The sequence below is a fragment of the Paenibacillus sp. J31P316 genome (genome assembly GCF_056269105.1).
Genome location: NZ_JBWDNI010000007.1, coordinates 45,515 through 59,272, shown reverse-complemented (window position 1 = coordinate 59,272; position 13,758 = coordinate 45,515). Strand labels below are relative to the sequence as shown.

General features: G+C 60.4%; 12 protein-coding genes. 6 read left to right on the top strand and 6 right to left on the bottom strand.

Translation table 11 applies throughout. From position 1 onward, the window contains the following. The first annotated feature begins 44 nt into the window (after positions 1–44). The 3 genes from AC0YNU_RS20560 (at position 45) to AC0YNU_RS20550 (ending at position 4,038) form a co-directional block, all read left to right on the top strand. Positions 45–1,514 (top strand): DUF6298 domain-containing protein, encoded by a 1,470-nt coding sequence (locus tag AC0YNU_RS20560; RefSeq protein WP_475760067.1) that lies wholly within the window; start codon positions 45–47, stop codon positions 1,512–1,514. 1,344 nt (positions 1,515–2,858) lie between these two features. Beyond that, positions 2,859–3,371: a CYTH domain-containing protein gene (locus tag AC0YNU_RS20555; protein ID WP_475760416.1), complete on the top strand. Its 513-nt coding sequence runs from the start codon at positions 2,859–2,861 to the stop codon at positions 3,369–3,371. A 7-nt stretch (positions 3,372–3,378) separates the two neighbouring features. After that, positions 3,379–4,038, top strand: a complete 660-nt coding sequence (locus tag AC0YNU_RS20550) for an HD domain-containing protein (protein WP_475760065.1) — start codon at positions 3,379–3,381, stop codon at positions 4,036–4,038. A gap of 122 nt (positions 4,039–4,160) precedes the next feature. Here AC0YNU_RS20550 and AC0YNU_RS20545 read toward each other — a convergent pair whose 3' ends face one another. Beyond that, entirely contained in the window at positions 4,161–4,925 is a 765-nt protein-coding gene (locus tag AC0YNU_RS20545) for an exodeoxyribonuclease III (protein ID WP_475760063.1), read from the bottom strand. Positions 4,926–5,121: 196 nt separating this feature from the next. Between AC0YNU_RS20545 and AC0YNU_RS20540 the strand changes: the two genes are divergently transcribed. Then, positions 5,122–6,114 carry an MBL fold metallo-hydrolase gene (locus AC0YNU_RS20540; RefSeq protein ID WP_475760061.1) on the top strand — a complete coding sequence of 331 codons (993 nt, stop codon included), beginning with the start codon at positions 5,122–5,124 and terminating at the stop codon, positions 6,112–6,114. A gap of 160 nt (positions 6,115–6,274) precedes the next feature. Here the strand turns inward: AC0YNU_RS20540 and AC0YNU_RS20535 are convergent, their stop codons facing one another. Together AC0YNU_RS20535 and AC0YNU_RS20530 are read right to left on the bottom strand one after the other, a co-directional pair. Then, a complete protein-coding gene (locus tag AC0YNU_RS20535) occupies positions 6,275–7,669 on the bottom strand; it encodes a sensor histidine kinase (RefSeq protein ID WP_475760059.1) in 1,395 nt (464 codons plus the stop codon). After that, positions 7,666–8,394 carry a response regulator transcription factor gene (locus AC0YNU_RS20530; protein ID WP_475760057.1) on the bottom strand — a complete coding sequence of 243 codons (729 nt, stop codon included), beginning with the start codon at positions 8,392–8,394 and terminating at the stop codon, positions 7,666–7,668. Before AC0YNU_RS20530 ends, AC0YNU_RS20535 begins: the two co-directional genes overlap by 4 nt. A 161-nt stretch (positions 8,395–8,555) precedes the next feature. On the opposite strand from AC0YNU_RS20530, the gene AC0YNU_RS20525 reads away from it, so the two are divergent. Further along, the gene (locus AC0YNU_RS20525) at positions 8,556–9,503 is read left to right on the top strand and encodes a hypothetical protein (RefSeq protein ID WP_475760056.1); all 948 of its coding nucleotides are present in this window, start codon (positions 8,556–8,558) and stop codon (positions 9,501–9,503) included. A 276-nt stretch (positions 9,504–9,779) separates the two neighbouring features. On the opposite strand, the gene AC0YNU_RS20520 is transcribed toward AC0YNU_RS20525, so the two are convergent. Together AC0YNU_RS20520 and AC0YNU_RS20515 are read right to left on the bottom strand one after the other, a co-directional pair. Beyond that, positions 9,780–10,280, bottom strand: coding sequence for a DUF5946 family protein (locus AC0YNU_RS20520; protein WP_475760054.1), 501 nt, complete (start codon positions 10,278–10,280; stop codon positions 9,780–9,782). A gap of 77 nt (positions 10,281–10,357) precedes the next feature. Then, positions 10,358–11,548, bottom strand: coding sequence for a winged helix DNA-binding domain-containing protein (locus tag AC0YNU_RS20515; RefSeq protein ID WP_475760052.1), 1,191 nt, complete (start codon positions 11,546–11,548; stop codon positions 10,358–10,360). A gap of 133 nt (positions 11,549–11,681) precedes the next feature. Here AC0YNU_RS20515 and AC0YNU_RS20510 point away from each other — a divergent pair, with 133 nt between their 5' ends. Then, positions 11,682–12,521 carry an alpha/beta fold hydrolase gene (locus AC0YNU_RS20510; RefSeq protein WP_475760050.1) on the top strand — a complete coding sequence of 280 codons (840 nt, stop codon included), beginning with the start codon at positions 11,682–11,684 and terminating at the stop codon, positions 12,519–12,521. 184 nt (positions 12,522–12,705) lie between these two features. Here AC0YNU_RS20510 and AC0YNU_RS20505 read toward each other — a convergent pair whose 3' ends face one another. Further along, the gene (locus tag AC0YNU_RS20505) at positions 12,706–13,677 is read right to left on the bottom strand and encodes an acetylxylan esterase (protein ID WP_475760048.1); all 972 of its coding nucleotides are present in this window, start codon (positions 13,675–13,677) and stop codon (positions 12,706–12,708) included. Positions 13,678–13,758: the final 81 nt, after the last annotated feature.

Sequence of the window (13,758 nt, the reverse complement as noted above, 5' to 3'; positions counted from 1 at the left end):
ATACTCAACGCTGCGTGCCTTAAACTTATCGCTTGGAGGTTATCATGGGAAACATTCCAATCCGAATTCACCCGGACAACAACCGAATATTCGAATTCCGGGGCAAGCCGCTGATGCTGGTTTGCGCGACGGAGCATTACGGGGCCGTCATGAACCGCCCGTTTAATTTTGAGAAATATCTCGCCGATGCCGCAGAGAAGCAGCAGACGCTGACGAGGCTGTTCGTCCTGTTCCGCGAGTATCAAATGACGATCAATCCGTATTCGACCTGCAAGCCGGAGTCGCCGGATTTCGTCACCCCGTTCAAGCGCACGGGGCCCGGCAAAGCCATCGACGGCCAGCCGAAGTTCGACCTGGACGCGTGGAACCCCGAGTTCTTCGACCGGCTTCACCGTTTCCTGTCACTCGCGTCGGACTACGGCATCATCGTCGAGGTCACCTTGCTCAGCAACACGTACCAACCTGCCGTGTGGGATCTTAATCCGCTCAATGCGTCGAACAACGTGAACGACGTCGAGACGATCGAGTGGATGACCTACAATACGCAGCGGAATCCGAAGATTCTCGCGTACCAGCTGGCGCATGTCCGCAAAATCGTGGAAGAGACGAACAAGTACGACAACATCATCTATGAAATTTGCAACGAGCCCGGCGGTCAGTTCGGCGGCGCGGAGAGCGGCCATCCATCGCCGGCGGAAGTGGATCTGTGGCAAATGGCGATCCGGGACGAGATCCGCCTCACGGAAGCGAACCTGCCGAACCGGCATCTCGTCGTCGGGCAAGAGGCATTCACCTACGAGCCGTGGGAGCAGTCCTCGGATTATTCGTTTGGCGTTTTCGGTATCGAGGTCGTCAATATGCACCCTCTTCCGAACACCACATACGGCGACAAGAGCTATCATATGGGCGAATTCATGTCCAAGCAGCTGAACCTGCGCGCGGTAAGGGATTATTGCCTGGCGACCGCAGGCGAATCGAAGCCGCTCAATTACGACGAAGACAACGTGGCGAGCCAGTACAAGGACGCCGAAGGCTGGACCATTCATCGCAAAAGAGCGTGGACCACCTTGCTGAGCGGCTGCCACTACGATTACATCGACTTCTCCATCAACATCTACGTGGAAACGGGCACGCCCGACTCGCAGCGCCATATCCGCACGTGGATGAAGCACTTGTCCGCGTATGTGCATAGTCTCGATCTCGTTCGCGCGCGTCCGCTCACGGACGTGGTCGCTGAAGAGCCGGCCCATACGCTGGCGGTGGTCTTCGGCATTCCGGGCGAGGACTACAGCATCTATCTGGCGGATGAGCGGGAGCTCACCAAAGCTGGCGCGGGCGAACCGCTGGAGACGGAGCTGCGCGTGCAGCTGCCTGAAGGCGCGTACCTCGCCAGCTGCTACGATCCGGTTACGGGAATGGCCTCTCCGGCCATTCGCATGCAGGGCGGGGCCGCGGTTCTGCCGCTGCCGGCGTTCCGGCATGATCTGGTTGTCCGTATCCGCATGTCGAACTGACGCTGCGCTTGGACGCGCATACAGTGTGCTAGCACGGAAACCCGTTTCCCTTCAGGGAGACGGGCTTTTGTTGTGCGGTCAGGATGCAGGAGCACGGTAGGGTTTGTTGTGCGTGCAGGACGCAGGAGTACGAAGGGTTTGTTGTGCTGGCAGTACGCAGGAGTACGTAGTGTTTGTTGTGCGATCAGGATGCAGGAGCACGGTAGGGCTTGTTGTGTTGGCAGGACGCAGGAGCACGCAGGGGTTTGTTGTGCGGGCAGAATGCAGGAGTACGTAGGGTTTGTTGTGCTGGCAGGACGAAGGAGCACGGTAGGGTTTGTTGTGCGGGCAGGATGCAGGAGTTCGGCAGGGCTTGTGGTGCTGGCAGGAAGCAGGAGTACGTAGGGTTTGTTGTGTTGGCAGAATGCGGGAGTTCGGCAGGGTTTGTTGTGCGGGCACATCGGCGAACGTAGGGACGCTGCCGCCTCGCTAGACTCGTTTAATTTGCCTGTCCTTGCCCTTTTCTGCTTATCCCTGCCTATTTGAATATCCGGCCCTGCGAAATAGATGCAAATATGCAGTTATTCCTAACTTGTAACGAGCCCTGAGCAAAATAGATGCAAATATGCATCTATTTATGTGATTCTGCCTCAAAAACGCAAGAAATAGGCCGATTAGCTGCATATATGCAGTTATTTCCGGGCTGTGGGCATTTAGCGGGATGAATAACTGCATATATGCACTTAATTTTGCGGGGCAGATCATCTCCCGCCGAGAGGATCGGCATCCGTCGTGAAAAAGTGGGCCCTTGCAGAGTCGGGCCGGCGCTTGCCGTGGCAGGTCGGCCCAAGCAGAGTGGGGTGGGCACTGCCGTGGCAAGTCAGCTAAAGCAAAGTCGGGCCGGCGCTTGCCGTGGCAAGTCAGCTAAAGCAAAGTCGGACCGGCACTTGCCGTGGCAAGTCGGCTAAAGCAGAGTCGGGCCGGCGCTCGCCGTGGTAAGTCGGCCAAACTGAGTCGGGCCGGCGCTCGTCGTGGCAAGTCGGCCAAACAGAGTCGGTCCGTCACTTGTCGTGGTAAGTCGGCCAAACAGAGTCGGTCCGTCACTCGCCGTGGCAATGGGCCTAAGCAGAGTCGGGCCGCACCCGTCGTGGCAAGTCGCCCAAGCAGAGTCGGGGCCGGCACCCGCCGCTTTCCAATTTGCCCTTGCAGAATCGGGCCGGTCCCGCCGGGTCCTGCCTTTACTGCTACTGCAGGATTCCTCGCGAACCTTCACAGTGCTCGGCCATCCGGAGCCTTCGCTAGGGATACCGCGCCTCGTGGTGGTATAATGGGGTCAAATTATTTTTGGCAGAGGAGCTGCGCATGATGGCATTGGAGATCGAACGGAAATTTTTGCTGGCGGACGAGCCGGAGAACCTCATTCAGTCTGGTGTGATTACGCTGCTGTCGAAGCGGCGCATCGAGCAGACGTACCTGGCGATCGACGCCCAGCAGGAGGTGCGGGTCCGGAGGCTCGTGGATGCCTCGACCGGAGAGGTGCACCACACGCATACGTTCAAGGCGGGAAACGGACTTTCTCGCGAAGAGATCGAGTACGGAATTACGGAAGGCATCTACGAGCAGTTGATGTCCGTTCGGGGACTCGTTCCGCTGACGAAGGACCGCATTACGGCGCAATGGGGCGACCGCGTGGTGGAGATCGATCGTTACGATCAGCTGCAATTGACCGTGCTTGAAGTGGAATTCGATTCAATCGAGGCGGCGACGGCCTTCGAGCCCCCGGATTGGTTTGGTCGGGACATCAGCTCCGAGCGGCAGTACAGCAACAAAAAGGTGTGGCGGGATCTTCAAAGCGGCAGCTTCCAAGGGAAAGGATGATCCGTCCGTGACGACAACGACAAACGATGCCATTCTCGCGGCCGCGGAGCAGTACGCTCGGGAAGAGCTGGGCGGGGATGTGACCGGCCACGATTGGTGGCATATTCACCGCGTCGTTCGCATGGCGCGGCATTTGGCCGAACGGGAGGGCGCGGATACGTTCATCTGCACGCTTGCGGCGCTGCTGCACGACGTGGCGGACGAGAAGCTGAACGATTCCAAGGAAAGCGGCCTTCGCAAAGTCCGGGACTGGCTCGCCGCCCAGCCGATGGACGAATCCGATCGCGCGCATGTCATGGACATTATCGCGAACATGTCCTATAACGGCGGCGCCAACCCGCCCATGCGGACGCTGGAGGGACGGGTCGTGCAGGACGCCGACCGTCTCGACGCCATCGGGGCGATCGCGGTCGCCCGAGCCTTTCTCTATGCCGGCTGGAAGGGCGATCCGATCTACGATCCGGAGCTAAAGCCGCGCGATGCGATGACGCCCGGGGAATACCGGACGGGCAAAAGCACGGCGATCAACCATTTTCACGAGAAGCTGCTGAAGCTGAAGGACCGCATCAATACCGCTTCGGCCCGAGAAATCGCCGAGGAGCGGCATGCCTATATGGCGGATTACGTGACGCGTTTCATGCAGGAGTGGGACGGGATCGGAAGCTGAGGCACGCTGTGCCCCGGCTCGGGTCATGTTTGGCAGCATCATTAAAAAAAGGCTTGCCAGACTGCGGAATGTTTCCGCAAGCCATGGCAGGCCTTTGTACGTAGTAGGACTTGTAGGACCCGTTATGCCTTCTCCAAATCAAGCTCCAGCACGACCGGACAATGGTCGCTGCCCAATACTTCGCAATGGATCTCCGCGTCGATCAGCGCAGGCGCGAGCCTCGCGGACACGACGAAGTAGTCGATCCGCCACCCCACATTCCGTTCCCGTACCTTCGGCATATACGACCACCACGAGTACACATCGCTGCGGTCAGGGTAGAAATGGCGGAAGGAATCGAGGAAGCCGGCTTCCAGCAGCGAGGTCATCTTGCTGCGTTCCTCCAGCGTAAACCCGGAGTTGCCCATGTTCGGCTTCGGATGCTTGAGATCGATCTCTTCGTGGGCGACGTTCAAGTCCCCGCAGAGAATGACGGGCTTCTTCGCATCCAGCTCCAGCAAGTAGTTGCGGAAGCGGTCTTCCCATTCCATCCGGTAATCGAGCCGGGCCAGATCGCGCTTGGCGTTCGGCGTGTAGACGTTGACCAGGTAGAAGTCTTCGAATTCGAGCGTAAGCGTTCGGCCTTCGGGCTCGTAATCTTCCTCGATACCGTAGCGGACGGAGATCGGCTCGGTTTTGGTGAATACCGCCGTACCGGAGTAGCCTTTCTTTTCCGCATAGTTCCAGTACGACTTATACGCTTCCCCATGCTCCAGTTGAATCTGGCCTTCCTGCAGCTTCGTTTCCTGCACGCAGAAAATATCCGCGTCCACGGATGAGAAATAATCCATAAATCCTTTGGTCAGGCAGGCGCGCAGCCCGTTGACGTTCCATGAAACCAGCTTCATTGCCGTACAGCTCCTCTATGCCATGTTGGGTTTACTGTACCCGTGATGCATGCGAGGTGTCAACTTGTCCGGAAGGCCAAGGTACGGCGCACACAAGGCTGTTTCGCCCGGCAACGCGCCCGATTTGACTGGCCCAATCCGCTCCTCTATACTATCTTCCAACAAGCATTTACAAGCAGATGGGGGATGGACGGGCATGTCAGCCAGAGCGGGCAAGAAGTTCGAAAATCTAGTGCCGACACCGATGGACATGAGTCTGCGGACGATCGTCGGCATGCTGCGGGAACAGTTCAAGCGGGATCCGCACCGACAGCCGGCCAAGCCGATTCAGATCGTGCCTTTGGCGTTGTCCGAGACGCCGAATGCGCACGGCATTCAGGTCACGTGGTTCGGGCATTCCGCCTTTCTGCTCGAGCTGGAAGGCAGGCGGCTGCTGTTCGACCCGATGTTCTCGGACTCGCCTTCGCCCGTGCCGAGTTTATTCGGAAGCAAGCGCTACAGCGGGATTTTGCCGCTCGCGCCGGAGGCTTTTCCCCGGCTGGACGCGATTATCCTCTCGCATGATCATTTCGACCACTTGGACAAGGCGTCGATCCGCAAGCTGATGGGCAAAACCGAACGGTTCGTCGTTCCGCTCGGCGTGCGGGACCGATTGATTCGCTGGGGCGTGGAGCCGGAGCGGGTGACCGAGCATGGCTGGTGGGACGAGCTGGAGCTCGCGGGGTTACGGCTGGTATGCGCGCCCGCCCGGCATTTCTCCGGACGCGGGCTGTTCGACCGCAACGGTTCGCTGTGGTGCTCGTGGATCCTGATCGGAGCGGAGAACCGGGTGTTCTTCAGCGGGGACAGCGGCTATGCGGCGCATTTCAAGGAAATCGGGGACCGGTTCGGCCCGTTCGATCTGACGATGATGGAATGCGGGCAATACGACGTCCGGTGGGCCAATATCCACATGATGCCGGAAGAAACGGTCCAAGCCCATCTCGACGTGCGGGGCGGACTGCTGATTCCCGTGCATTGGGCGGCGTTCACGCTCGGCTACCATGCGTGGGACGATCCCGTCGAGCGCGCCGTGCTGGCCGCCCGCGCCCAAGGCGTGCGGATCGCCACGCCCCGGATCGGGGAGACGGTCGATGCGCGATCGGACGATTACCCGCAATCGGCCTGGTGGCGGGAAGGCCGGAAATAACAAGAACCTCTATATCATCCAAAAGCTTGGCGTATGCCGGCTCTTGGTGGTATAGAGGTTCTTTAGTTTGCTATCCGAGGTTTGTTGTTCAAGGCTTGCGATTGCGGTGGTCGGACGGTCGTGTGCGGCCGCCCCCTCGGCATACTACGGGCTTAGCCTGCTACGCGCTCGGCAGGCTCAGCGAGATCATCGCCCCGCCGGCGGGGCGATTGCGCGCCGCGATCCGTCCTCCGCATCGTTCGACGATCGCGCGGGAAATCGCGAGGCCGAGGCCCGTTTCCCCGTCCTTGCCCTTCACGAAGCGGTGGAAGAGATGCGGCAGCAGGCTGTCTGGGAATCCTTTGCCGTCGTCGGCGACCGTTAAGGCTACCCGCCCGCCTTCGTCAATGCCGACCTCGATGACGATGATCCCGCTTGCGTACCGGGTCGCGTTCGAGACGATATTCAGCAGCGCCTGCAGCAATTTGTCGCGGTCGGCATTCACGTATAACCGTTCGGCCCGGACCTCGCCCTTGTAGACGGTTTGCAGCTCTAGCCCCTTCGCGACGAGCAGCGGATTAATCCGTTCGATGGTCTCCGTTACGATTTCCTGCACGCGGACGGCCGACGGATGAAAAATATCCTCTTCGCTGTCGAGCTTCGCCAGCAGCGTCATCTCCGTGACGATCTTCGTCAGCCTGCCGCTCTCGCTCAGGATGATGTCCAGTCCTTTGCGCGAGCCGTCGCCCTCGAATACGCCGTCGCGAATGCCTTCCGCATAGCCGGCGATCGACATCAGCGGCGTCTTGAGCTCATGCGACGCATTTTGAAAAAACTGCTTCTGCGCGCGGTTGTGCCGCTCCAGTTCCCCGGCGAGCTCGTAGACGGTTTGCGCCACGGCCCCGATTTCTCCGCCGGCCTTCACGAGACCGACGTCGCCGAACTTCCGCTCCCGCACTTTCTTCAGCTCTTCCCGCAGCCTCATGAGCGGACGGATCAGCTTGCGCGTAATCAGCAGGCTGAACACCAGCGCGAGCGCGCCGCCGGCGCCAAGCACGATGAGCAGCCTGGCGAACAAGGCCTGCTCGATCGACTTGATCTTGCTTAGCGGGGTCATGACCGTCAGCGTCCCTTGCGGCACCTTGTTCACGTTGACGATGTAACCCCCGGCTTTGCCGGTCTTCGTAATGCTTTGCACGCTTGAAGCCGTCAACTGCATGCTCTTGCCGACGAGTGCGCTGCCTGGTACGGTCACGGCCGCATCATTCCGTTGAAGCACGTTGCCCTGCGAATCCGACAGGTACACTTGGACGCCCGCCGGCGCCACGGATGTCATTTTCGTAGTAAAAGACGAGGCGTCGACCGCCACACCCGAGATCGAGCTCGTTATTGGCGTCGCGCTGGTGCCCTCCACGTACAGCATCGAAGCCATTGAAGTACCGATGGTGCGGAGCTCGTCTTTCTGGGACGATATAAAATGATTCATCAGCACGTAATGAATCATGATGGCCGTGAACCCAAGCACGGCGACAAGCAGCAAGCCGAACGCCAAATTGATTTGATGGACGAGTTTCATGGTTGTTCCCCTCCGTCCGCCCGCAGCCGATAGCCGTGTCCCCAGACCGCCTCGATCGGCAGCTGGCCCGCTTTCTTGCGCAGCCGTTTAATGAGATGATCCACCGCCCGGTCGCTGCCGAAATAATCGTCGCCCCAGACGAGGACGAGCAGCTCTTCCCGCGTGAACGCCCGGTTCGGATGCTCGGCGAACACCCGCAGCAGATCGAATTCCTTGAACGTCAAGTCGAGTTCTTCCTTCCCCAGAAAAGCGCGCCGCTCTTCCGGCAGCATCCGGATCGTTCCCGCGTCCACGCTAGCCTGTCCGGCAGAGGAAGCCGCACTTGCCGCGATGGCGGCCGGTTCATCGGCACGCTGCTTGTACCAGCGCTGCAGCTGGCGCTTGACGCGGGCGACGAGCTCGCGCGGGCTGAACGGCTTGACGAGGTAGTCGTCGCCGCCAAGCTCCAGCCCGAGGATCTTGTCGACCTCGTTGTCCTTGGCCGAAATCATGATGATCGGCACTTCCGCTTCATGCCGAATGCGCCGGCACAGCTCGTACCCGTCCATGCCGGGCAGCATGATGTCCAGCACCCATAGATCCGGCGGCTGCTCCAGCCAGAGCGCCCATGCTTCCTCCGCCGAACCGAGCCCGACCGTGCGGTAATTTTCTTTATGCAAATACGCCTCCACAAGCGCGCGAATATTGGAATCGTCGTCCACGACGGCAATCGTAAAATCGTTCAAGGCGCGAGCCTCCCTCTCAGGAATCTTCGTTCATTATATCAACTCGGCCATGCCGGATGGGCGCGTGCCATCGTTTTTCCACAATTCCACCAATGGCCTGCCACACTTCTTCGGTAGGATGGAACCAGTAAGACAAACCAACCCGCTTAGGAGTGATTCGAATGAAGAACAAACGTACCGCAGTTAAAATCGCCGCCGCCGCTTTGATGTTATCCGCCATCGCCAGCCCGCTCGCCGCCAATGCCGCCACCCTCGCGACCGCCCCGCTGTCGAAGGCTTACACGGCTGCGCTGACTGCCGCCGGCGAAGGAGGCCCGGTAACCGCGGTAACTTCGTCCGCAAGCAAGGAAGCCGTTCGTATACCGTTCGCGGACCCGCTCGCCCTGGCGAAGCAGTATGCGCCGGACACTGTTACGGCTTGGGAGCAGACGCTTGCTGCTTACGATAAGCTGAGCAAGGATAACTTTGCGATCTCGACGCTGAGCCCGGCGACGGGGGCGGACGGCGCGTCGTTCAGGGTAGACGGAGCCGCTGCAGGCAAGTTTGCGACCGTTACGGCCGTTGACGGCAACGTTGTGTTAAAAGATTTCAAAACAGTCGACGGCAAAGCAATTGAAGGGAAACCGGTAACCGTCACGACTGCCGCAAGCACGATCGCTCTTAAGAAAGTTGTCTCCGAGGACGGCAAGTCCGTGACCTTTACGGATGCCGATGGCAACGTCGTGTTCAAGGCGTCCAATGCCGGCGACGGCAAGCCCGTGAATACGATAAGCGCCGCAGGCAGCGCGTCGGGCGTATCGGTATCGTATACGACGGCCGTTAAAGCGGAGCCTGTCGGACAGCCGGGGGAACTCAAGATTGCTGACCAGACAAGCATTGCCAAAAGCGTTGACGCTGCAGGAACGATTACGATCGTGAAGGAAGACGGCGACGGCAAGGCTGCGTTCACGCTCCGTGCGGCGAGCCCGATCGACGATCCGTTCTTCAACGGTCAAATGGCGTTGTCGAAAGCGGCGGACGGCAAGGATGCCGAGGCTATCAAAGCCGCGTTGTCCAAGATGCTGGACCTGTACAAAGCGGAAATCGTCAAGCTGCAGCAAGCCGAATAGGCTTGGCTGGAATCGCTTCAAGCAAGGTCGCCGGGCGGCCTGCATGCATGATAGTTAAGCTTGACTAAAACGCACCGAGAAGCTAAACCGGCACGCCTCGAAGAACCTCTATCCCCCCGCAAGCGCAGGGGAGATAGAGGTTCTTTCGTTTTCGTTTGCACGGGGAGGTGAGCATATGTACTTGCGAGGAAACAGCCTCGTTTCGCCTTCCCAAGCAAAGAAAGAGACCCGCCGCGCGCCAAGCGGCGCACGGGAGTCTCTATCCTTGCCAATCGCTTAAGCCGGAACGACCGGCTTCGCGGCTTCCGTGACCCAATCGTGGACATGCGCCCAGCTGTCCCATACGGACCGGACCCAGGCGTGGATCTCGGCGTCGCGGGCTGCACCGGGTTCGGCCTGCAGCACATGCTGCACGGTGACGACGGCGGACGATGCGGGCGGCGCGAGCTCCGGCCAATCCGCCTTCAGCCTGCCCAATTCCATATGGGCCTGCTGCACCTGCCTGCCCGTGAAGCCATGCTCCACGACAAGGTAGAGACCGATCAGCGAGAAGGCAGCCGTAATCGGGCGCATCCCGCCTCCGCAATGCTGCGCGCCGTAAGCGTCCAGCGCCAACTGGTGGATGAAAGCCTCGTATCCGTGCGCGGTGGTGTAGACGGAGAGCTGGTGATACAGCTCCATGCATTCGCCGGAGGCATGAAAACGCGTCGGCTCCTCGTAAGACTGGTTCGGGAGCAGCAATCCGCAGCCGGGACATTTAACGATGGAAGATTTCATGGGCAGGGCACCTCCTGAGTGTTGAGCCATCCGGCGGGGAGTGGACAAACCATGCCGGAAGCATGAGCTATGCTTGCTTACAACGGAGCGTCGGACAGGGGCGGCGGGTCAGCGTAACGAATGCGATGTTCGCTTGCGTCGGCGGCTGCGAATGCGAGGAGCCTGGTGCCTTCCTCGGCCAGAGCGGCACGGTCGTTCTCCGCGAGCGGCGCAAAGGGCGAAATGACAAGCTCGGCGGCGTCCTTCTCCCGCTCGATCGTCCATAGCCCGCCTACGAAGCCGTCCACGAGAAAAGCGGACCGGATGATGCCGTTCTCGGTAAAGACCAGCCGGCGATAGACTTCCGGCATAATGCGCGAGCGATCGGCGTGCGACAGCAGAATCGTATCGAACTCCGCGAGGAAGCGCGCCGGAGCGGGCTGGGCTTCATCGGGCAGGGGAGCGCCAGGCACGTCGAACAGCTCGGCGCCCCCCTCGTCGCGGAAGACGCGAAGCTGCGGTCGCAGCGCTTCCACGACGCCGCGCAGTCCCGATAGGCCCGACCAAGCGGCCATGTCCTTCACGGAGGCGGGGCCGAACGCCGCAAGGTAACGCAGCAGCAGGGAGCCGGTATCCGCTTCGTCTTCGGCCGGATGGTTCTGCGTCTGCAGCCAGGCTTCGGCGGACGTATGCGCAGCAGGAGCGCTTGCGCCCCATATGCCGCGAGGCGTCACCTGCACGAGCGGCACATAGGCCCGCACTGCGTTGGCAAGCGCCGGCCCTTCGCGGTCCGGCCAGTGCCGCTCGCGCAGCCGGGCGCCGAGCTCCGCGAGCGTGAGCGGGCGCTCTTCTACGAGCGCGCGGCCCGCCGCGGCGAGCTCCGCCTGTTCCAGCCCCGCGAGCTTGCGTCCGAAATTGCCTTTTAGCGCGCGTTCATGCACGGATCGGAGGACGCTTCGCAGCCGCAGACAGTCCCGGGCGGATACGAGATGAATGGTCGAGCGCATGAGCGCGAGACGGACCGCTTTCCGGTCGGCCAACAGCTGGGACAGGTCATCCGTATGAAACTGCGCGAGTCTGGACCATAACCCGGCGTAAGGGGCGGTCGGCGCCTGCGACTGCATGCCGACAAGGTGCTCGAGGGCGGCGAGCGGGGATAACGTCGATCGTTCGAGCAGCAGCTGCCGGGACAGCAGCGCCCGGTTGAGCGCTCGCCGGCTGAGCACGGGAACGTGATCCGGCGATGCGCGCAAGCGGCGTTTTGGAGGAGCGGCGGACAGGTTTTCCATCAGAGTCACTCCTTTTCCGGATAGTAGATATACGCCGCCGAATAGGCCATGGGTTCATAATTTGGGAAACCAGGGAATGCTAGGTACTAACGATTGACGGCGCGAGCGAAGCGGCGGGAAAGCGAGAACGACGATGAGACGAAAGCAGGAATATAGCCTCCAACACGCGGTCTCCGCGGACGGCACGACGATCGGTTACCGCAGAAGCGGGAGCGGACCGGGCCTCGTCCTCATCCACGGCGCCTTCGTCTCGGGCCATGAATACGAGAAGCTGGCCGCGGAGCTCGCGGACGACTTCACCGTGTATAACGTTGACCGCCGCGGCCGGAAGTATAGCGGACCCCAAGGCGAACAATATGGCATCGAGAAAGAATGCGAGGATATCCTGGCGGTGCTCCGAGAGACCGGGGCCGCGTATTTGTTCGGTCACAGCTACGGCGGTCTGATTGCGCTCCAGACGGCACGGATTTATTCGAATGCGCTTTCGAAAGTCGCCGTGTACGAGCCGACGGTCTCCGTCGGCGGCAGCTTCCCCTCGGACTGGATGCCCGATTACAAGCGTGCCATGGAACAGGGACGCGGTTTGAGCGCGTTCGTTTATTTCATCAAAGGCGTCGGCGTATCCGAGCCTCTTGCGCGGCTGCCCGCTTGGCTGATCAAGCTCGCCCTGCTGCCGTCCTTGATCTTCTGGGAAGGGCGGAAGCTCAGGGAGAAGCTGCCGACGCTGATTCGGGAAATGAACGAAACGTTTCGGCTCGATTCCACCGTCCAGCATTACGAAGCGATCAAGGCCCGGACGCTCGTCATGGCGGGCAGCAAGAGCCCGGCGTTCATGCATGAAGGCGCGCGTGCGGCAGCCGATACCATCCCCCGAAGCAGCCTCATACTGCTGGAAGGGCTCGGGCATAATGCGCCGGATCTGTTCCGCCAACGGGAGATCGCGGAGCAGCTGAAGGCCTTTTACGAGGACTGAACCGTTCTTGCCCTCGATAAAGCGACAAAGAACCTCGGAATTCCGCTGCGCACGGCGGAGATCGGAGGTTCTTCTGGCTGACGTTCCGAAGGTATGGCCATCGTCTGCCTGCAGGCAGGCTTGGGCGATTTACTTACATTATAGCGGAACGGGAACCCCCGTCTACCGCTAGTTTTGGCGGAAATTAGCGAAATTGCTCGCGGAGGAAAAGAATCCGCTCGCGATTCTGGGCTTCGCTCACCTCATGCCCGCTGAACGGGTAATCCTTGATCGTCTTGTCCGCCGTGATGCGGTTGAATACGGCATAGATCGTTTCGGGCATGCAGACGGGATCCTTCCAGCCGACGGACATCAGCACGGGTACCTTGATCCGCGGGGCAAGATTCAGCATGTCGTAATGGGCGATCGTCCGCAGCACGTCTTCCAATCGTTCGGGATACCGTTTCAAGTATTGGGCGAGCTCCGTTAACGAGCTGCTGGAATTCAACACGCCGAAGTCCATGTGGCACAGGTTCGGAATATCGGCGACGATCGCGGTTACTTTGGGATTGAGCGCCGCGGAAATGAGCGCGAGACCGCCTCCCTGGCTGCCGCCCACGACGGCGAGCTTCGACGCATCGGTTTCGGGCTGCGCGGCAGCCGCGTCGATGGCGCGGACGGCGTCGATCGTCACCGCATGGTAATACGAGCTCAGCGGTTCCGTGATATTGCCGGACACCCAGCCTTTCACGGCGCCGCCGTGAAGCGGCAGGCGATTGCCGGTTTCGCCGCCTTGGCCGCGGACGTCGACGGCGAGTACGGCATAGCCTTGAAGCAGCCAGCTGGCGTGCCGCTCGGGATAACCGCGGTCATCCGTGTAGCCGGGGAAGATAACGACGCAGGGGAGCGGGGCTGCCGCATCCGCCTCGTTCCTGCCGGCATTCGGTACCATGAACCAGCAGTGAATCGGCGTGTCGTCGTAGCCTCTGTAGGTCAGGTGGTTGACCGCAATTCCGGGAAATGGCGACTCCGCCGGCTCGCGGCGCACATCAAGCGGTTTGTCGGCATACGCGTCAAGAGCGGCGTCCCAAAAGGCGTCGAGCTCGGCGGGATCGATGGTGAGCGGGGCCGCGAAGCTCTCCAGCTCTTTCTTGCGTCTGGCAATGGCATGATTCATTCGAATGATTCCTCCTACAGCCGTTTTCTCCACCTTATCACACTCGGCGCGAAGCATCCGCTAAAATGTTTATTCTTTCTC